We start from the raw sequence: 18,166 nt of genomic DNA on the forward strand, positions 1-18,166 counted from the left end.
CCCCACCCTAGGAGCGGGGTCCCCGGCGACCCGGTCGGGCGGACGCTGTTGGCTCGCTGTTCAGCATAGGGACACGCCGGGCTGTTTCCTCGCATGAGGAGCAAGCTGGTCCCGGGCACGGTGCCCGCGCTCGCGGGAGCGGGAATACATAGCCCGTGTATGGGATTCGATACCGCATGACCCGGAACACCACGACGGACACGCCCCGCACCGACGAGGAGGAGCGCACCCGCTGGCAGGCCTTCTGGGTCTGCGTCGGCGTGGCCGCCCTCACGATCCTCGACCTCTCCAAGGTCAACGTCGGCCTCCCGTCCATCGAGTCCTCGCTCGGGGCCGGGTCCACCGACCTCCAGCTCATCGTCGCCGGCTACGCCCTCGCGTTCGGGCTCGCGCTCGTGCCCGCGGGGCGCCTCGGCGACATCCGCAGCCGGCGCCTCATGTTCGTCATCGGCCTCAGCTCGTTCACGATCGCGAGCCTGCTCTGCGCGATCGCGCCCGACGTCCGCACGCTCGTCATCGCCCGGATCCTGCAGGGCGTCGCCGCGGGCATCCAGATGCCGCAGGTGCTCGGGCTCATCCAGCAGCTCTTCCAGGGGGAGGAGCGGGCGCGCGCGTTCGGCCTGTTCGGCGCCGTCGTCGGCATCTCGACCGCCTTCGGACCGACCCTCGGCGGGCTCCTGATCCAGCTGGGCGGCCCCGAGGACGGGTGGCGCCTGCTGTTCTGGATGAACATACCGCTCGGCATCGTGGCCATCGCGTTCGCGCTCAAGCTGCTGCCGCGGCGGCAGGCGCGCCCGCAGGGGAAGGCGGGCCTCGACCCCGTCGGCATCGTCCTCCTGGCCGTCGCGACGTTCTCGCTCATGCTGCCCTTCGTCCTCACCACGGGCGGGCCGGACGACGATCCGCTCCGGTGGCTCTGGCTCGCGGGCGCCGCGGTGGCCGCCGGGCTCTTCGTGGTCTGGGAGCGCCGGTACGAGGCGCGCGGCCGGTCGCCGGTCGTCCACTTCGCGCTCTTCTCCCTCGGCTCCTACCGCAACGGGATCCTCATCGCGACCGCGTACTTCGCCGCCATCCCCGCGGTGTTCCTGCTCACGACGCTGTACCTCCAGCAGGGCCTCGGCCTGGCGCCCGTGTTCGCCGGCATGGTGAGCATCCCGTTCGCGCTGTCGTCGGCGGTCACCGCCTGGATCGGCGGACGGCTCGTCTCGCGGCTCGGCCGTCAGCTCGTCGTCATCGGCCTCGTGATCGTCGCGGTCGGCATCACCCTGCTCCTGCTGGCGGCCGTGCTCACGCCCGCCGAGGTCACCCTGTGGGCGATGGCGGCGGCGATGCTCGTCGCGGGCGTCGGGGCCGGCTTCGTGATCTCCCCGAACCAGACCCTCACCCTCGCCGAGATCCCCGTCACCGAGGGCGGCGTCGCCGGGTCCATGGCGCAGGTCGGCCAGCGCGTCGGCACGGCCGTGGGCGTCGCGGCGGCGTCGGCCACGTTCTTCAGCACCCTCTACGCGGAGGCCTCGGGCGATGGCACGGCGAGCCTGGCGGTGTACCACGACGGGTTCCGCAACGGCTTCCTCGTGACGATCGGGCTGGTCGCCGTCGCCCTCGCGATCGGGTTCGTGGACCTCGGCCAGCGCCGTCGTCGGGAGCGCGCCGAGGCGGCCTGATCGCCAGTCGCCGCACCGGGTCGCGGGCTGCGGTTCAGCGCGCCACGACCGCCAGCACGGCGTCGTGCAGGTGCCCGTTGGTCGCCAGCGCGGAGCCGTGCCACGGACCCGGCTCCCCGTCGACCGAGGTGAAGCGTCCGCCGGCCTCCTGGACCACCGGGATCAGCGCGGCCATGTCGTAGGGCTTCAGGTCGTGCTCGCCCGCGATGTCGAGGAGCCCCTCGGCGAGCAGCATGTACGCCCACATGTCGCCGAAGTCGCGCGAGCGCTTCACCCGGGCGGAGAGGTCGAGCAGCTCCTCGAGACGGTCGGCGTCGCGCCAGCGCTGCACCCCCGCGACGCTCATGGACGCGTCCTCGAGCCGGGCGACGTCGGAGACGCGGATGCGCCGCTCCTCCGACGTCGTGGCCTGGCCGAGGGTGTCGTCGACGTAGGCGCCGAGCCCGGTGGCCCCCCACCACCGCCGCCCGAGCGCGGGCGCGCTCACGACGCCGACGACGGGGACCCCGTCGACCGCGAGGGCGATGAGCGTGCCCCAGACGGGCACGCCGCGGGCGAAGTTCGAGGTGCCGTCGATCGGGTCCACGATCCACTGCCGGGACGACGAGCCGGACGTGCCGTACTCCTCGCCGAGGACGCTGTCGTGGGGGCGGCTCTCGGCGATGCCCGCGCGGATCGCCCGCTCGACGGACATGTCGGCGTCGGTGACCCAGCTGGAGTCGGCCTTCGTCTCGATCGACAGGTCGGCCGAGCGGAAGCGGTCGAGCGAGATGGAGTCGGCCATGTCGGCCAGCTCCCGTGCGAGCCGCAGGTCGGACGACAGGGAGTGCAGGGGTTCGGAGGCCACGGGACGAGCCTACCGATCGGGTCCGCCGGGGCCGGTCACTCGGCCTTGGCGGCGTCCGACCGGTTGCTGACCAGGCGCTGCAGCGAGTGCAGGCGCTCGCGTCCCGCGTCGCCGAGCTCGCCGGCCTCGACCCGGTCGACGATCTCCCAGTCGTGCGCCTCCGTCAGCGGGATGCCGCCGGGCGGCTCGCCCTCCGCGAGGTGCGCGTAGCTGGCGAACGAGCGGAGGATGTTCGCGGGGTCCACGTGCCCGAGACCGAAGGACCGGACGCCCGGGGTGTCGATGATCCAGCCGTGGCCGCCGCCGCCCGTCTCGACGCGCATCGACACGGTGGAGCTCGATGTGTGGCGACCCCGCCCGGTGACCTGGTTGACGACGCCGGTGGCCCGGCGCGCGTCCGGCACGAGCGCGTTGACGAGCGTGGACTTGCCGACGCCCGAGTGCCCCACGGCGACCGTCGTGCGGTCCGCGAGCAGGGCGCGCAGCTCGTCGAGGGGCACGTCGTCGCTCCGGCTGAGGACCACGGGGACGTCGAGGACGCGGAAGTGCGCCGCGAAGGGCGCGGGGTCGGCGACGTCCGACTTCGTGATGCAGAGGATCGGCTGGATCCCCGCGTCGAACGCGGCGACGAGGTAGCGGTCGACGAGGCGCGCGCGCGGCTCGGGCTCCGCGGCGGCGACGACGATGAGCATCTGGTCGGCGTTCGCGACGATCACGCGCTCCACGGCGTCGGAGTCGTCGGCGCTCCGGCGCAGCAGCGTGCGCCGCGGCGCGATGCGGACGATGCGGGACAGGCTGCCCTCGTCGCCCGAGGTGTCGCCGACGATGTCGACGCGGTCGTTGGTGACCACGGCCTTCTTGCCGAGCTCGCGCGCCCGGGTCGCCGTGAGGGTGTGCTCCTCCGGCGTGTCCTCCCCGACGAGCACGCCGAAGCGCCCGCGGTCGACGGTGAGCACGCGGCCCTCGACGGCGTCCGCGTGCCCGGGGCGCTGCTTGCTGCGCGGCTTGTTGCCCTTCGGGTTCGGGCGGACGCGCACGGAGGACTCGTCGTAGGCGTCCCAGACGCCGTCGTCCTGCTCCGGGTCGGCGAGCCAGCTCACAGGAGCCCGCCGAGGGCGAGCGGGTCGACCGCGGCACGGGGCGCCCGGCCGAGGAGCGGCCCGATCCACAGCTCGGGGAACTCCGGGAGGGTCTTCGCGGTCGTGCCGATGTCGTCGACCTCGACGCCGGGGACGGCGAGCCCGATGATCGCGCCGGCCGTGGCCATGCGGTGGTCCTCGTACGCGCGCCACGGTCCGCCGTGCAACGGGGCCGGCGTGACCTCGAGGCCGTCCTCCAGCTCGGTGACGGATCCGCCGAGCCCGGTGATCTCCGCGGCCAGCGCGGCCAGGCGGTCCGTCTCGTGTCCGCGGAGGTGGCCGATGCCGGTGATGCGGCTGGGTCCGTCGGCCAGGGCCGCGAGGGCGACGAGCGCGGGCGCGAGCTCGCCGCCCGTGCTGAGGTCGAGGTCCACGCCGGGGATGCGGCCCCCGGCGGCGAGGCCCGGGCCGCCGTCGACGACGAGCGCGTCGCCCTCGCGGGTGACGGTCGCGCCGAAGCGCGGCAGGAGGTGCGCGAGGTCGGCGCCGACCTGGGTCGTCTCCCGGGGCCAGCCGGGGACGGCCACGCGGCCGCCGGCGACGATCGCCGCCGCGAGGAACGGTGCGGCGTTCGACAGGTCGGGCTCGATCCGCACCTCCCGACCGGCGATGGGCGCGGGCGGCACGATCCATAGACCGGGCTCCGGGCTCTCGACCACCACGCCGCGGTCGGCGAGCGTGCGGATCGTCATCGCGATGTGCGGCATGCTCGGCAGCGTCGCGCCCGTGTGCCGGAGCCGCAGCCCCTCGGCGAACCGCGGGGCGGCGAGGAGCAGCCCGGAGACGAACTGGCTCGACGCCGAGGCGTCGATGCCGATCTCGCCGCCCGGCACCTCGCCCGTCCCGTAGAGGCTGAAGGGGAGGGCGCGGCGGCCGTCGTCGTTCACGTCCACCCCGAGGGCGCGGAGTGCCTCGATCGTGCCGGACATGGGGCGGCGGCGCGCGCTCGGGTCCCCGTCGAAGGAGACGGGTCCGAGGGCGAGGGCGGCGACGGGCGGCAGGAAACGCATGACGGTGCCGGCGAGCCCGCACTCGATGGTGATGCCGCCCGCGAGCTCGGCGGGCGTGATGCGGAGGTCGGGTCCGAACGCCCCGTCGCCGTCGATCTCCTCGATGACGGTGCCGAGGGCGCGCAGCGCCTCGATCATCAGGCGCGTGTCGCGCGAGCGCAGCGGCGCTCGGAGGACCGAGGGGGAGTCCGCGAGGGCCGAGAGCACGAGCTCCCGGTTGGTCAGGCTCTTGGATCCGGGCAGCGGCACGGTGGCGTCGAGCGGGCCGTCGGCCACCGGCGCCGCCCAGGGGCCGTCGTCCGTCGGGACCGGCTGGTGGGTCCGGTCGTCGTCGTACGGGCTGAAGGTCGGACCGGAATACCTGAAGATCTCCATGGGTTCACCAGAGTACCGGGCAGACGTCCGGCAGGCCCGGATCCCGGGCCGGGAAGGATCACCCGTGATCACGAGGACAGCACCGGCGGCCCCGTCCGCCGAGCTCGTGCGCGCCGTAGAATCTGCCTTGATGGCCACTTCAGGGAACACCAGTCACGACGCGCCGGCCGACACCACCGGGGGCGATGCGTCGACCCCGCAGGCCGCGCCCGCGGAGCTCGTGGAGGCCGTCGTGCTCTCCACCGAGGAGGCCGCGGACCAGCAGGAGGCGGAGCGGGCCGAGGACGCGGAGCCGCGCCCGGCGCAGCCCGGGGACAACCGCGAGCTCTTCGAGGAGCAGGCGCTCCCGTTCATCGACCAGCTCTACGCGGCGGGCCTGCGCATGACGCGCAACCCCGCGGACGCGCAGGACCTGGTCCAGGAGACGTTCGTGAAGGCCTACACGGCCTTCCACCAGTTCAAGCAGGGCACGAACCTCAAGGCCTGGCTCTACCGGATCCTCACGAACACCTTCATCAACAACTACCGCAAGAAGCAGCGGGACCCGTACAACGGCACCATCGACGAGCTCGAGGACTGGCAGCTGGGCGGCGCCACGTCCGCCACGGCGACCACCACGCGCTCCGCCGAGGCGGAGGCCATCGACCACCTGCCGGACAGCACCGTCAAGGACGCGCTGCAGTCCATCCCGGAGGACTTCCGCATGGCGGTCTACTTCGCGGACGTCGAGGGCTTCTCCTACCAGGAGATCGCCGACATCATGAAGACCCCCGTCGGCACCGTCATGAGCCGCCTCCACCGAGGCCGCCGGATGCTGCGGGGCCTCCTTTCCGACTACGCGCGCGAGCGGGGCATCTCCACCGCGCACCTCACTGGAGCGACGAAATGAGCGACTGCGGCTGCGACAAGGCCAAGAAGGATCTCGAGGAGTACCTGCACCACGAGCTCGACAAGGCGGACGCCGCCGACATCCGCGAGCACATGGCGAACTGCCCGGACTGCGCGCGCGAGCACCGCGTCGGCGTCGTCCTCCGGGACACCGTGCGCCGGGCGTGCTCCGAGGCCGCCCCGGAGGACCTGCGCATGCAGGTGATGGAGAAGCTGCGGTCCATCCAGGCGACCCACTGACCGGAGCGGTCGCCGCGTCCCGGTAATCTCGGGACGTGACCAACGCGATCCAGTCCCTCGGGACGCCGTCCCCCGCCGACCTGACCGTCATCGTCGAGCTGCTGCGGCTGCTCGACTACGAGGTGGACGAGGAGCGCGTCGCGGCCCGCCTCTCGCGGATGACCGCGGCGGCCGGCCACGAGACGTGGGTGGTCCGCGACGACGCCGGGGACATCGCCGGCCTCGCGGGCGGGCACCTCATGTGGGGCCTCGCCGACGACGAGCCGATCGCGCAGCTCATCATCCTGGTGGTGCGCGAGGGCCGGCAGGCCGGCGGCATCGGCTCGGACCTGATCCGCCACTACGAGGCGTGGGCGCGGGAGCACGGCGCCACCCGGTTCCTCGCGACCTCGGCCGCCGCGCGCGACAACGTCACGCGCTTCTACGCCCGCCGCGGCTACCACGCGTCCGGCATCCGCTACTCGAAGCTGGGCTGACCGCCGCGCGTCGGCACCCGCCCTCGATGCCGCGCCGCCGACACGACGAGAGGCCCGGTCCCCAGGGGACCGGGCCTCTCGTCGTGCGGGGCGGAGCGCCCCCGGGATCACTCGGCGGTGGCGCGGGCGATCAGGTCGGTCTGCTCCGTGGCGTGGCGCTTGCTGGAACCCGCGGCGGGTGACGCCGCGGCCGGGCGCGACACCACGCGCACGGGACGGTCGGGCAGGACCCGGCCGAGCTCCACATGGACGAAGGGCCAGGCGCCCTGGTTCTCCGGCTCGTCCTGGACCCACACGACCTCGGCGTCCGGGTACGACTCGACGACACGGCGCACCTGCTCCTCGGGGAACGGGTAGAACTGCTCGAGCCGCACGAGGGCGATGGAGGTGTCCTGGCGCTTCTCCAGCTCGCCGAGCAGGTCGTAGTGCACCTTGCCCGAGTGGAGGAGCACCCGGCGGACGGCGCCGCGGTCCTCGATCCGGACGTCGTCGATGACCGGCTCGAACCGGCCGGACGTGAACGACGCGACGTCGCTCGTCGCGCCGCGGAGCCGCAGCATCGCCTTGGGAGTGAAGACCACGAGCGGGCGACGCGGCCGCGAGTACGCCTGGCGGCGCAGCAGGTGGAAGTACGACGCGGGCGTGGACGGGCGGGCGACGGTCATGTTCTGCTCGGCGCAGAGCTGGAGGAACCGCTCGATGCGCGCCGAGGAGTGGTCCGGCCCCTGGCCCTCGTAGCCGTGCGGCAGCAGCAGCACGACGCTCGAGCGCTGGCCCCACTTCTGCTCGGCCGAGGAGATGAACTCGTCGATGACGGTCTGCGCGCCGTTCGCGAAGTCCCCGAACTGGGCCTCCCAGAGCACCAGCGCGTCGGGCCGCTCGACGGAGTAGCCGTACTCGAAGCCCATGGCGGCGTACTCGCTGAGGAGCGTGTCGTAGATCCAGAACCGCGCCTGCCGGTCGCTGAGGTTCGCGAGGGGCAGCCACTCCTGGCCGTTGTCGCGGTCGTGCAGCACGGCGTGGCGCTGGACGAACGTGCCGCGGCGGGAGTCCTGGCCGGCGAGGCGGACCGGGGTGTTCTCCAGCAGCAGCGAGCCGATGGCGAGGAGCTCGCCGAAGGCCCAGTCGATGGACCCGTTGCGGCTCATGTCGAGGCGCTTGCGCATGAGCGCCTGCAGCTTCGGGTGCACCGAGAAGCCCTGCGGCGGGTTGTCGTGGGCGTCGCCGACGGCGTGGACCACGGCCTCGGACACGCCCGTCGTCTCGGGCTCGCCGTGGCCGTCGTCCTGCTGCGAGTCGGGACGCTCGAGGTCGGCGACCGCGCCGGCGTCGCCGGTCTGGATGGGGATGGACGACGTCTGCGCGGCGTGGGTCTCCGCGAAGGCCCGCTCGAGGCGGTCCTGGAAGTCCTTCTGCGCGGCGTCGTACTCCTCCTGGGTGATGTCGCCGCGGCCGACGAGCGCCTCCGTGTACAGCTTCCGCACCGAGCGCTTGGCCTCGATGAGGTTGTACATGAGGGGCTGCGTCATCGACGGGTCGTCGCCCTCGTTGTGGCCGCGTCGGCGGTAGCACACGAGGTCGATGACGACGTCCTTGTGGAACTCCTGGCGGAACTCGAAGGCCAGGTGCGCGACGCGCGCCACGGCCTCCGGGTCGTCGCCGTTCACGTGGAAGATCGGCGCCTGGATGCTCTTCGCCACGTCCGTCGAGTACACCGACGAGCGGGACTCCGACGGCGGGGTGGTGAAGCCCACCTGGTTGTTGATCACGATGTGGACCGTGCCGCCCGTGCGGTAGGCGCGCAGCTGCGAGAGCTGGAGCGTCTCGAAGACCACGCCCTGGCCGGCCATCGACGCGTCGCCGTGCACGAGGATCGGCAGGACCGAGAAGGTCCCGATGGGCTTGCGGTCCTGCTTCGCGCGGACGATGCCCTCGAGCACGCCGTTGACGGCCTCGAGGTGCGACGGGTTCGCCGCCAGGTACACCGGCATCTCCTCGCCGTGGACCCCGCGGAACGTGCCCTCCGTGCCGAGGTGGTACTTCACGTCGCCGGAGCCCTGCACCGTGCGGGGGTCCTGGGTGCCCTCGAACTCGCGGAAGATCTGGCCGTAGCTCTTGCCCGCGATGTTGGTGAGCACGTTGAGGCGCCCGCGGTGGGCCATGCCGATCGCGACCTCGTCGAGGCCGTGGTCGGCGGCGCCCTGGAGCAGCGTGTCGAGGAGCGAGATCGTGGACTCGCCGCCCTCGAGGCTGAAGCGCTTCTGCCCGACGTACTTGGTCTGCAGGAAGGTCTCGAACGCCTCGGACTCGTTGAGCTTGGACAGGATGCGCATCTGCTCGTCGTGCGTGGGCTTCGCGTAGGGCTGCTCCACCTTGCCCTGGATCCAGCGGCGCTCGTCGGGCTGCTGGATGTGCATGTACTCGATGCCGATGGTGCGGCAGTAGGAGTCGCGGAGGATGCCGAGGACGTCGCGGAGGAGGGCCTGGCGGCGGCCGCCGAAGCCGTCCGTCACGAACTCGCGGTCGAGGTCCCAGAAGGTGAGCCCGTGGTTCGTGATCTCGAGGTCCGGGTGCGTGCGCTGCTGGTACTCGAGCGGGTCGATGTCCGCCATGAGGTGCCCGCGGACGCGGTAGGCGTTGATGAGCTCCTGCACGCGGCTGGTCTTCGAGACGCGCTCCGAGAGGTCGACGTTGATGTCGGTGGCCCACTGGATGGGGTCGTAGGGGATCCGCAGGGCCGCGAAGATGTCCTCGTAGAAGCCGTGCTGGCCGATGAGGCGCTCGTGCACGATCTTCAGGAACTCGCCGGAGCCGGCGCCCTGGATCACGCGGTGGTCGTACGTGCTCGTCAGCGTGATGGTCTTGCCGATGCCGAGCTCGACCAGCGTCTTGGGGGAGGACCCCTGGAACTCGGCCGGGTACTCGAGGGCGCCGGCGCCGATGATGGCGCCCTGGCCCTTCATGAGGCGCGGCACGGAGTGGACCGTGCCGATGCCGCCCGGGTTGGTGAGCGAGATGGTGGTGCCGGCGAAGTCGCCCGCGGCGAGCTTGTTGCCGCGGGCCTTCCTCACCAGGTCCTCGTACGCCGAGAGGAACTCGCCGAAGGTCATGGCCTCGGCGCCCTTGATGCTCGGGACGAGGAGCGCGCGCGTGCCGTCCGGCTTCGGCATGTCGATCGCGATGCCGAGGTTGATGTGCGCGGGGGAGACGACGCTCGGCTTGCCGTCGACCTCGTCGTAGTGGACGTTCTGGCTCGGGAACTCCTTGAGCGCCTGGATGAGCGCCCAGCCGATGAGGTGCGTGAACGACACCTTGCCGCCGCGGGCGCGCTTCAGGTGGTTGTTGATGACGATGCGGTTGTCGATCATCAGCTTCGCCGGGATCGTGCGGACGCTCGTCGCGGTCGGGATCGTGAGCGAGGCGTCCATGTTGGTCGCGAGGCTCTTCGCCATGCCGCGGAGGGGGGAGACCTGGTCCTCACCCTCGGGCGCGGGCTCCGCGCCCTTCTTGGCGGGCGCCTTCGCCGGGGCCTGCGCGGGGATGGGCTGCTGCTTCGGGGCGATGCTCGTGGTGCGCGCGGCGGGCTGCGCGCCCGTGGCGGGCTGCTGCGCCGACGCGTCCGGCTGGCCGGCGGATGCGGGGGCGGGCGTCGCTGCCGGCGCTCCCGTGTTCGTCGTGGCGGGGGCGGAGGTGCCGTCCGACTCCGGGATCTGCGCCTCGGCGGTCTGGTCGCCGGTGGCCGGCGTCGCCTCGCGGCCCTCGATCACGGTGCTGTGGTAGTTCTCCAGGATCGGCCACCAGCTGCGGTCCACCGAGTCCTTGTCGACGAGGTACCTCTCGTACATCTCGTCGACGAGCCATTCGTTGGCTCCGAAGTCGCCCGTGGAACCGTCATCGGTCCCCGTACCAGTCACCTGGCTCGACACAGTTGATCGCCCGCTCTCTTCACGTCAGTCGTCTGCCTCGCGCGGCCCGTTCGCGTCCGCGCGTCACGATCCCCCAGCCTAGGCCTTCCCCCGGTGGGGAAGGCGGGAGCGGCGCGTCGGAGCGCGGCCCCGGGCGGCGGCCTGGCGCGCGGCCGGACGCCGGGTCTACCGTCGTGCCATGAGGTTCACCGGAGAGGCTCCCACCCACGACCTGACCTACTCGGACGTGTTCCTGAGCCCGGGCCGCTCCGACGTCGCCAGCCGCATGGACGTCGACCTGACGCCCGGCGACGGCACCCCCGCCACCATCCCGGTGGTGGCGAGCAACATGGGCTCGGTCACCGGCCCGCGGCTGGCCGCCGTGCTCGCCCGCCGCGGCGGGATCGCGATCCTCCCGCAGGACCTCCGGCCCCAGGAGCTGGACGCGGCCATCCACCACGTGAAGGCGGCGCCCGTCGCCTACGACTCGCCGCTCGAGCTCCCCGTGGACGCCACGGTCGGACAGGCGCGCGAGCTCCTCCCGGCCATCGCGGGCCACGGCATCGTCCTGCGCGACGCCGACGGCGGCATGGTGGGCTGCCTCGAGGGCACCCAGCTGGCCGGGATCCCCGACGGCACCAGGCTCGGCGACCTGCCGCACGGCGCGCTCGCGTCCCTCGACGCCGACGACGTGCCGACCGGGCGCGCCGCCTTCGACCTGATGCACGCCGCCGGCCTCGACTTCGCGCCGGTCCTCGCGCACGGCCGCCTCGTGGGCACGCTCAGCCGCCGCAGCGCCCTCCGCTCCACCGTCTACGCGCCCGCGGTCGACGGGCACGGGCGCCTCGCCGTCGGCGCGGCGGTCGGCGTCAACGGGGACCCGGTGGGCCGGGCCCGTGCGCTCCTCGCCGCGGGCGTCGACGTCCTCGTGCTGGACACGGCGCACGGCCACCAGGAGGCGATGCTCCGCGCGATCCGCGACGTCCGCGCCCTCGACCCGCGCGTGCCGCTGGTCGCGGGCAACGTCGTGACGGCGGAGGGCGCCCGGGACCTCGTCCGGGCCGGCGCCGACATCGTCAAGGTCGGCGTGGGACCCGGCGCCATGTGCACCACGCGCATGATGACCGCGGTCGGGCGCCCGCAGTTCTCCGCCGTGCTCGACACGGCGGAGTCGGCGCGCGCCGCCGGTGCCCTCGTGTGGGCGGACGGGGGAGTCCGGTACCCCCGCGACGTGGCCCTGGCCCTCGCGGCCGGCGCGGCCAGCGTCATGATCGGGTCCTGGTTCGCGGGCACCGTCGAGTCGCCCGGACGGCTGCTCGTCGACGAGGACGGCCAGCTCGCCAAGGAGAGCTGGGGGATGGCGTCGACCCGCGCCGTGCAGGAGCGCTTCGGCCGCCGGGAGGCCTTCGAGCTCGCGCGGCGGACGCTGTTCGCCGAGGGCATCTCGACCAGCAGGATCCGCATCGACCCGCTGCGGCCGGGCATCGAGGACCTGCTCGACACGATCACCTCCGGCGTCCGGAGCGCCTTCGCCTACGCGGGCGCCCGCACCCGGGCGGAGTTCGCCGACAGGGCGGCGGTGGGGATCCAGTCGGCGGCGGGCTACGAGGAGGGCAAGCCCCTGCCCGTGGGCTGGTGAGCCCCGGTATGCTCGACGGACGATGGACGACCCCCCTCCTGCTCATAGACCCCCGCTCGGCGCGCCCCTCCACCTGAAGCCGGCTGCGCGCCCGGCGCCCGGGAGCCGCTCCCTTGCATGAATGGCTCCTCCTGGCTGCGGGCCTCGTCCTCAGCCTCGGCACCGGCCTCTTTGTGGCCAGCGAGTTCGCGCTCGTCAACCTCGACCGCTCCGACCTGGAGAAGCGCCAGGAGCGCGGTGAGAAGCGGCTCGGCCCGCCGATCCGCGCGCTGCGCATCACCTCCACCCACCTCTCGAGCGCCCAGCTCGGCATCACGCTGACGACGCTGCTCACCGGCTACACGATGGAGCCGGCGCTCAGCCGCCTCCTCACCGGGCCGCTCACCTCCGCGGGGCTCGCCGAGGGCCTCGTCCCGCCGGTCTCGACGATCGTGGCGCTCGTCGTCGCGACCCTGCTGTCGATGATCGTCGGCGAGCTCGTGCCCAAGAACTTCGCGCTGGCCCTGCCGCGCGAGACGGCCAAGCTCGTGATCCCGTTCCAGGCGCTGTTCACGACCGTGTTCAAGCCCGCCGTGGTGCTGCTCAACGACAGCGCCAACGGCATCCTGCGGCTCGTCGGCATCGAGCCCAAGGAGGAGCTCTCGGGCGCCCGGAGCGCCGAGGAGCTGTCCTCGCTCGTCCGCCGCTCCGCCCTCGCCGGCCTCCTCGAGGACGACACGGCGATGCTCCTCAGCCGCACCCTGCGCTTCGCGGACCTCACGGCGTCCGACGTCATGACGCCGCGCCTGCGGGTCAAGTCCGTCGAGCGCACCGACAGCGCGCAGACGGTCATCGAGCTCGCGATGACCACCGGCTACTCGCGCTTCCCGGTGACCGACGACGGCGTGGACGACGTCATCGGCCTCGTGCACGTCAAGCAGGCCGTCGCGGTGCCGCGCGAGAAGCGCGCCCAGGTGCCCGTGACCGCGCTGCAGTCCGAGGCGATCCGCGTGCCCGAGACGATGAAGCTCGACGACCTCCTCGGCGAGCTGCGCGGACGCGGGTTCCAGATGGCCGTCGTCGTCGACGAGTACGGCGGCACCGCCGGCGTCGCCACGCTGGAGGACCTGGTGGAGGAGCTGGTCGGCGAGCTCGCCGACGAGCACGACCGCACGCGGGCGGGCGTCGTCCGCTCGCGCGACTCGCTGACGTTCCCCGGCATGCTCCGCCCCGACGAGCTCCTCGAGCGCACGGGCCTCCGGATCCCCGACGAGGGCCCGTACGAGACCGCGGCGGGCTTCGTGATGAGCGAGCTCGGCCGGCTCCCCGTGGTCGGCGACGAGCTGGAGCTCGAGACCGGCACGCTGCGGGTCGAGCGGCTCGACGGCCGGCGGATCGACCGGATCCGCTTCACCCCCGTGCCCGAGCCCGTCGCCACCGCGGTGGGCACCACGCGCGCCGAGCGCCAGGCGGACCGCCAGGCCGTGCGCCAGGCCGAGCGCGAGGCGGGCCGCCAGGCCGACGCGGACCGCGAGGCCCGCCGGAAGGAGCCGTCCCATGGGTGAGTACGCCGGGGGGATCATCGCGCTCGTCGTGCTGCTCGCCGTCAACGCCTTCTTCGTCGGGGCCGAGTTCGCGGTCATCTCCGCGAAGCGGTCCCAGATCGAGCCGCGCGCCGAGGAGGGCAGCCGCGCCGCCCGCGTGACCCTCTACGCCATGGAGCACGCGACGCTCATGCTCGCGACCACCCAGCTCGGCATCACCGTGTGCTCGCTCCTGATCCTCAACGTGTCCGAGCCCGCCATCCACCACCTGCTGGAGATCCCGCTGGCCGCGACCGGTCTGCCGGACGAGGCGATCTCGACCATCGCCTTCGTCATCGCGCTCCTGCTGGTGTCGTTCCTGCACGTCGTCCTCGGCGAGATGGTGCCGAAGAACATCTCCTTCTCCGTCCCGGATCGGGCCGCGCTGCTGCTCGCGCCGCCGCTGGTGGGCATCGCCCGCGTCGTGAAGCCCCTCATCCTGGCGCTCAACGGGATCTCGAACGGCGTGCTGCGCCTGTTCGGGGTCGAGCCGAAGGACGAGGCCGCCAGCGCCTTCACGCTCGACGAGGTGCAGGGCATCGTCGACCAGTCGACGCGGGAGGGCGTGCTCGAGGACCGGACCGGCGCTCTGACCGCCGCGTTCGAGTTCACCGGCAAGAAGGTGCAGGACATCGCGATCCCGCTCGACGCGCTGGTCAGCCTGCACGAGACCGCGTCGCCCTCCGAGGTCGAGCGGGCCGTCGCCCGCCACGGGTTCTCCCGCTACGTGATCGTGGACGACCGGGGCGAGCCGTCCGGGTACCTGCACCTGAAGGACGTCATCGACCTGGACGAGGCCGACGAGTTCGTGCGGCCCGTGCCGGCCAAGCGGATCCGGCAGCTCGTCTCGGTGTTCGAGGGCACCGAGCTCGAGGACGCCCTCGCCATGATGCGCCGGTCCGGCGCGCACCTCGCCCGCGCCTTCACGGAGGCCGGCGAGACGACGGGGGTGCTGTTCCTCGAGGACATCATCGAGGAGCTCGTCGGCGAGGTGCAGGACGCCACCCGGCGCATCTGACCCGGAGGCACGACGACGGCGCGGCACCCCGAGGGGTGCCGCGCCGTCGTCGTCGGGTTCCGGCGGGTCAGGCCGCCCAGCGCGCGCGGTCGTACTGCTTGGGCCAGTAGTCGATCTCGACGCCCAGCTCGTGCGCGGCGCGGAGCGCGAAGTGCGGGTCGCGGAGCATCTCGCGGCCGAGCATCACGGCGTCCGCGCGGCCCTCGGCCACGACGGCCTCCGCCTGCGCGGGCTCCGTGATGAGCCCCACGGCGTTGAGCGCGACCCCCGCGTGCTCCTTCACGTACTCCGCGAACGGCACCTGGTAGCCGGGGGCGACCGGGATCGTCACGCCCGTGGTGTTGCCGCCGGTGGAGATGTCGAAGAAGTCCGCCCCGCGCTCGGCGGCCCAGCCGGCGACGGCGGCGGTCTGCCGCTCGTCCCAGCCGGCGTCGCCCGCCCAGTCGGTGGCGGAGAAGCGCACGAGGAGCGGCACGTCGGGGACCTCGGCGCGCACCGCGTCGACGACCTGCAGCAGCAGGCGCGCCCGGTTCTCGAGGCTCCCGCCGAACTCGTCGTCCCGGTGGTTGCTGAGCGGCGAGAGGAACTGGTGCAGGAGGTAGCCGTGGGCGGCGTGGATCTCGAGCACGTCGAAGCCGGCGTCCACGGCGCGGCGGGCGGCGGCGGCGAAGTCGTCGACGACCTTCCGGATGCCGTCCGCGTCGAGCGCCGTGGGCGTCGCGTATCCGGGGAACGGCTCCGCCGACGGCGCGACCGTCTCCCAGCCGCCCTCCGCGACGGGCGTGGTGCCGCGGCCCGAGAACGAGTACGTGGAGGCCTTGCGGCCGGCATGGGCGAGCTGGATGGCGGCGACGGCGCCCATCTCGTGGATGAAGTCGACGATCGGCTTCCACGCGTCGCGTTGCGCGTCGTCCCAGATGCCGGTGTCCTCGGGCGTGATGCGCGCCTCGGGGCTCACGCCCGTGGCCTCGGCCATCACGAGTCCGGCTCCTCCGCGGGCGAAGGAGCCGAGGTGCGCCAGGTGCCAGGCGCCGGGCACGCCGTCGCGCGCGTCGATGCTGTACTGGCACATGGGTGCCACCCAGATACGGTTGCGCGCGGTGACGCCGCGGACGGTGATCGGCTCGAAGAGCGGGGACGTGGGCATGGGGTTCCTTCCAGGCGGGCGGCCGCGGGCCCAGGCGGGAGGCGCGGCGCGCGGGGACGGGCGGAGGGCGACGTCGGCCTCATGGGACCAAGGCGCGGCGCGGTCGCCGCATTCCCGCCCGCCTATCGTGAGGGGATGAGCGACGCGCGCACGGACCGGGTACCCGAGGGCTGGATCCGCCAGGACGCGGAGCGGACCCGACGGGCCGTCCGCCTCCCGGCGGACGACGACGACAAGTACACGCGCGGCGTGCTCGGGGTGCGGACCGGATCCGACCGGTACCCGGGGGCCGCGGTCCTCGGCGTGGAGGCGGCCGCGCGGACGGGCCTCGGCATGATCCGCTACCTCGGGCCCGCGGGTGCCTCGGCGTCCGTCCTCGCGCGGCGCCCCGAGGTCGTGACGGCCGACGGGCGCGTGCAGGCGTGGCTGGTCGGCTCCGGCATGGACCGGTCCCACCGCGACGCGGCGACGACCGCGGACATCGTCGCGGCGCTCGAGCAGGGGCTGCCGGCGGTGGTGGACGCCGGGGCTCTCGACCTGATCGGCCGTGCGACGGGGCCGGCGGTCGTGACGCCGCACTTCCGGGAGCTCTCGCGTCTCCTCGACGACGCGGGCATCCGCGCCTCGGCGGAGGACATCGCGGCGGACGCCGCGGGCTGGGCGGAGCGGGCGGCCCGGGAGCTGGGGGTGTGCGTGCTGCTGAAGGGCGCGACCACGTTCGTGGTGGGCGGGTCCGCGCGCATCGCGGTCCGTTCGGGGACTCCATGGCTCGCGACCGCCGGGTCCGGCGACGTGCTCGGCGGGGTGCTGGGCGCGCTCGTCGCGGGGGCGTCGACGCGCCTGGCCGACTCGGCGGACCCCCTGGCGGACCTCGCCGAGGTGGCGGCCGCCGCGGCGTGGCTGCACGGGAGGGCCGGCGGGATCGCGTCCGACGGAGGACCGGTCACGGCCCTCGACGTCGCGGAGGCGATGCCGAGGGCCGTGCGGGACGTGCTGCGGGGGACGCCCGGGGGCTAGGCCCTCGGCGCCACGTCGAGGGAGAACTCCACCGACCCCTGGTCCTCGACCGTGACGAAGCCCAGGCTCGGCGCCTGGACGCCAAAGTCCTCGAAGGTGATCGGGATCGAGCCGACGATCTGGCCGCCGTCGTCCGTGAAGGACGCCTGCATCTGCGCCGTCACGGAGCGGGTGACCCCGTGCAGCGTGAGGTCCCCGGTCACGTCGTAGGTGGCGGGCACGCCGGCCTGCACCCCGTCGGCGGCGATCGGCTGGGTGAGCGTGAAGGTCGCCGTCGGGAACTCGGCGGTCTGCATCGCCTCGCCCTGGAAGTACGCGTCGCGGGGCGGCTGGTCGGTGGCGATCCTCGTCACGTCGACCGTCATGGTGCCCGCGGTGACCCGGGTCCCGTCGACCGTGATGTCCCCGGTGACGGCGTCCGTGCGGCCGTTGACGGTGACGGGCGTGCCGTTCAGGACCTCGTCGACGCGGTAGCCCGCGAACGAGGACCCCCCGACGGTCCACTCGCCGGAGAGGTCGCCGACCGGCCCGCCCGCGGCGGGCGTGGCCGCGAGCGTCGGCACGGCGTCGGGCGCACCGGCGAGCTGCTGGTACAGGGGGCCGCCGAACGCGGCGAAGCCGCCGACCAGGACGACCGCGCCGCCCGCGATCCCGATGATGATCTTCGTCTTCTTCTCCATGGCGTTGCTCCTCTGGTGCGATGCGGGCGGCCGCACCGCGGCCGACCCGTTCTGTGAACTCTCAAGTACCGGACGAGTCTCGCGGGGAGGCGGGATCGACGTCGGCGACCGTCCACAGGGCGGTCGGGGTCGGTAGCCTGGACCCACATCCGGCCGGCCGCCGGGCGCCCGCCCGGACGACCGCCGCCGCCGTCGATCCCCGGGGGTCCCCATGCTCGTCGCCTTCTCCGTCGCTCCCAGCGGGGGCGACGCACCCGACGCCTCAGTCCACGACGCCGTCGCGGCCGCCGTCGCGGTCGTCCGCGCCTCCGGCCTGCCGAACCGCACGGACTCCATGTTCACGACGATCGAGGGGGACTGGGACGAGGTCTTCGACGTCGTGCGACGGGCCACGGAGGCCGTAGCCCCGTTCGGCACGCGCGTGTCGCTCGTGCTCAAGGCGGACATCCGCCCGGGGTACGCGGGCGAGCTCACCGGGAAGCTCGAGCGCCTCGAGTCGGCGCTCGAGGCCCGCGACGCCCGCGACGCCGGCGCCTGACGGCGCGCGGCTCCCTCTCGA

Annotated in this window: 15 protein-coding genes; 9 read left to right on the forward strand and 6 right to left on the reverse strand. The window is 73.3% G+C overall.

All coding sequences use genetic code 11. The features are described 5' to 3' along the window. The first annotated feature begins 176 nt into the window (after positions 1-176). Entirely contained in the window at positions 177-1,664 is a 1,488-nt protein-coding gene (locus AC07VC_RS11550; protein ID WP_494675612.1) for an MFS transporter, read from the forward strand. 34 nt (positions 1,665-1,698) lie between these two features. On the opposite strand, the gene AC07VC_RS11555 is transcribed toward AC07VC_RS11550, so the two are convergent. From AC07VC_RS11555 to aroA, 3 genes are read right to left on the reverse strand one after another with little or no spacing between them, the layout of a single operon-like run. Further along, positions 1,699-2,511, reverse strand: coding sequence for an inositol monophosphatase family protein (locus AC07VC_RS11555; protein ID WP_317228988.1), 813 nt, complete (start codon positions 2,509-2,511; stop codon positions 1,699-1,701). 35 nt (positions 2,512-2,546) lie between these two features. Beyond that, complete coding sequence (rsgA, locus tag AC07VC_RS11560) at positions 2,547-3,611, reverse strand: ribosome small subunit-dependent GTPase A (RefSeq protein WP_494675613.1); 1,065 nt, start codon at positions 3,609-3,611, stop codon at positions 2,547-2,549. Beyond that, a complete protein-coding gene (aroA, locus tag AC07VC_RS11565) occupies positions 3,608-5,035 on the reverse strand; it encodes a 3-phosphoshikimate 1-carboxyvinyltransferase (RefSeq protein WP_494675614.1) in 1,428 nt (475 codons plus the stop codon). The genes rsgA and aroA overlap by 4 nt, the downstream gene beginning before the upstream one ends. Before the next feature lie 130 nt (positions 5,036-5,165). Here aroA and AC07VC_RS11570 point away from each other — a divergent pair, with 130 nt between their 5' ends. Genes AC07VC_RS11570 through AC07VC_RS11580 form a run of 3 tightly spaced genes read left to right on the forward strand, consistent with a single transcriptional unit; the run spans position 5,166 to position 6,639 of the window. Then, positions 5,166-5,924 (forward strand): sigma-70 family RNA polymerase sigma factor, encoded by a 759-nt coding sequence (locus tag AC07VC_RS11570; protein WP_396335502.1) that lies wholly within the window; start codon positions 5,166-5,168, stop codon positions 5,922-5,924. Then, positions 5,921-6,163, forward strand: a complete 243-nt coding sequence (locus AC07VC_RS11575) for a zf-HC2 domain-containing protein (RefSeq protein ID WP_094115594.1) — start codon at positions 5,921-5,923, stop codon at positions 6,161-6,163. The genes AC07VC_RS11570 and AC07VC_RS11575 overlap by 4 nt, the downstream gene beginning before the upstream one ends. A 35-nt stretch (positions 6,164-6,198) precedes the next feature. Further along, positions 6,199-6,639, forward strand: a complete 441-nt coding sequence (locus tag AC07VC_RS11580; RefSeq protein ID WP_494675615.1) for a GNAT family N-acetyltransferase — start codon at positions 6,199-6,201, stop codon at positions 6,637-6,639. 107 nt (positions 6,640-6,746) lie between these two features. Here AC07VC_RS11580 and AC07VC_RS11585 read toward each other — a convergent pair whose 3' ends face one another. Then, entirely contained in the window at positions 6,747-10,565 is a 3,819-nt protein-coding gene (locus tag AC07VC_RS11585) for a multifunctional oxoglutarate decarboxylase/oxoglutarate dehydrogenase thiamine pyrophosphate-binding subunit/dihydrolipoyllysine-residue succinyltransferase subunit (protein WP_317228993.1), read from the reverse strand. A gap of 178 nt (positions 10,566-10,743) precedes the next feature. Here AC07VC_RS11585 and guaB1 point away from each other — a divergent pair, with 178 nt between their 5' ends. The 3 genes from guaB1 (at position 10,744) to AC07VC_RS11600 (ending at position 14,763) form a co-directional block, all read left to right on the forward strand. Beyond that, on the forward strand, positions 10,744-12,183 hold the full coding sequence (gene guaB1, locus AC07VC_RS11590; protein ID WP_494675616.1) for a GMP reductase: 1,440 nt from the start codon (positions 10,744-10,746) through the stop codon (positions 12,181-12,183). Positions 12,184-12,296: 113 nt separating this feature from the next. Next, a complete protein-coding gene (locus AC07VC_RS11595; RefSeq protein WP_494675617.1) occupies positions 12,297-13,727 on the forward strand; it encodes a hemolysin family protein in 1,431 nt (476 codons plus the stop codon). Beyond that, positions 13,720-14,763, forward strand: a complete 1,044-nt coding sequence (locus AC07VC_RS11600; protein WP_317228996.1) for a hemolysin family protein — start codon at positions 13,720-13,722, stop codon at positions 14,761-14,763. Before AC07VC_RS11595 ends, AC07VC_RS11600 begins: the two co-directional genes overlap by 8 nt. A 67-nt stretch (positions 14,764-14,830) precedes the next feature. Here AC07VC_RS11600 and AC07VC_RS11605 read toward each other — a convergent pair whose 3' ends face one another. After that, positions 14,831-15,910: an NADH:flavin oxidoreductase/NADH oxidase gene (locus tag AC07VC_RS11605; protein WP_494675618.1), complete on the reverse strand. Its 1,080-nt coding sequence runs from the start codon at positions 15,908-15,910 to the stop codon at positions 14,831-14,833. Between the two features lie 135 nt (positions 15,911-16,045). Here AC07VC_RS11605 and AC07VC_RS11610 point away from each other — a divergent pair, with 135 nt between their 5' ends. Continuing rightward, positions 16,046-16,927 carry an ADP-dependent NAD(P)H-hydrate dehydratase gene (locus tag AC07VC_RS11610; RefSeq protein ID WP_494675619.1) on the forward strand — a complete coding sequence of 294 codons (882 nt, stop codon included), beginning with the start codon at positions 16,046-16,048 and terminating at the stop codon, positions 16,925-16,927. Here AC07VC_RS11610 and AC07VC_RS11615 read toward each other — a convergent pair. Next, positions 16,924-17,607, reverse strand: a complete 684-nt coding sequence (locus AC07VC_RS11615; RefSeq protein ID WP_494675620.1) for a YceI family protein — start codon at positions 17,605-17,607, stop codon at positions 16,924-16,926. The two genes, AC07VC_RS11610 and AC07VC_RS11615, sit on opposite strands and share 4 nt — an antisense overlap. 211 nt (positions 17,608-17,818) lie before the next feature. Between AC07VC_RS11615 and AC07VC_RS11620 the strand changes: the two genes are divergently transcribed. Continuing rightward, positions 17,819-18,145: a thiamine-binding protein gene (locus AC07VC_RS11620; RefSeq protein ID WP_494675621.1), complete on the forward strand. Its 327-nt coding sequence runs from the start codon at positions 17,819-17,821 to the stop codon at positions 18,143-18,145. Positions 18,146-18,166 lie beyond the last annotated feature (21 nt).

This window comes from Clavibacter sp. GW821-FHT01D01 (assembly GCF_059422605.1).

Excerpts from the sequence above, each read along its gene's own strand:
- AC07VC_RS11550 (WP_494675612.1), top strand. The coding sequence starts at position 177 with ATGACCCGGAACACCACGACGGACACGCCCCGCACCGACGAGGAGGAG.
- aroA (WP_494675614.1), bottom strand. The coding sequence starts at position 5,035 with ATGGAGATCTTCAGGTATTCCGGTCCGACCTTCAGCCCGTACGACGAC.
- AC07VC_RS11570 (WP_396335502.1), top strand. The coding sequence starts at position 5,166 with ATGGCCACTTCAGGGAACACCAGTCACGACGCGCCGGCCGACACCACC.
- AC07VC_RS11575 (WP_094115594.1), top strand. The coding sequence starts at position 5,921 with ATGAGCGACTGCGGCTGCGACAAGGCCAAGAAGGATCTCGAGGAGTAC.
- guaB1 (WP_494675616.1), top strand. The coding sequence starts at position 10,744 with ATGAGGTTCACCGGAGAGGCTCCCACCCACGACCTGACCTACTCGGAC.
- AC07VC_RS11600 (WP_317228996.1), top strand. The coding sequence starts at position 13,720 with ATGGGTGAGTACGCCGGGGGGATCATCGCGCTCGTCGTGCTGCTCGCC.
- AC07VC_RS11605 (WP_494675618.1), bottom strand. The coding sequence starts at position 15,910 with ATGCCCACGTCCCCGCTCTTCGAGCCGATCACCGTCCGCGGCGTCACC.
- AC07VC_RS11610 (WP_494675619.1), top strand. The coding sequence starts at position 16,046 with ATGAGCGACGCGCGCACGGACCGGGTACCCGAGGGCTGGATCCGCCAG.
- AC07VC_RS11615 (WP_494675620.1), bottom strand. The coding sequence starts at position 17,607 with ATGGAGAAGAAGACGAAGATCATCATCGGGATCGCGGGCGGCGCGGTC.
- AC07VC_RS11620 (WP_494675621.1), top strand. The coding sequence starts at position 17,819 with ATGCTCGTCGCCTTCTCCGTCGCTCCCAGCGGGGGCGACGCACCCGAC.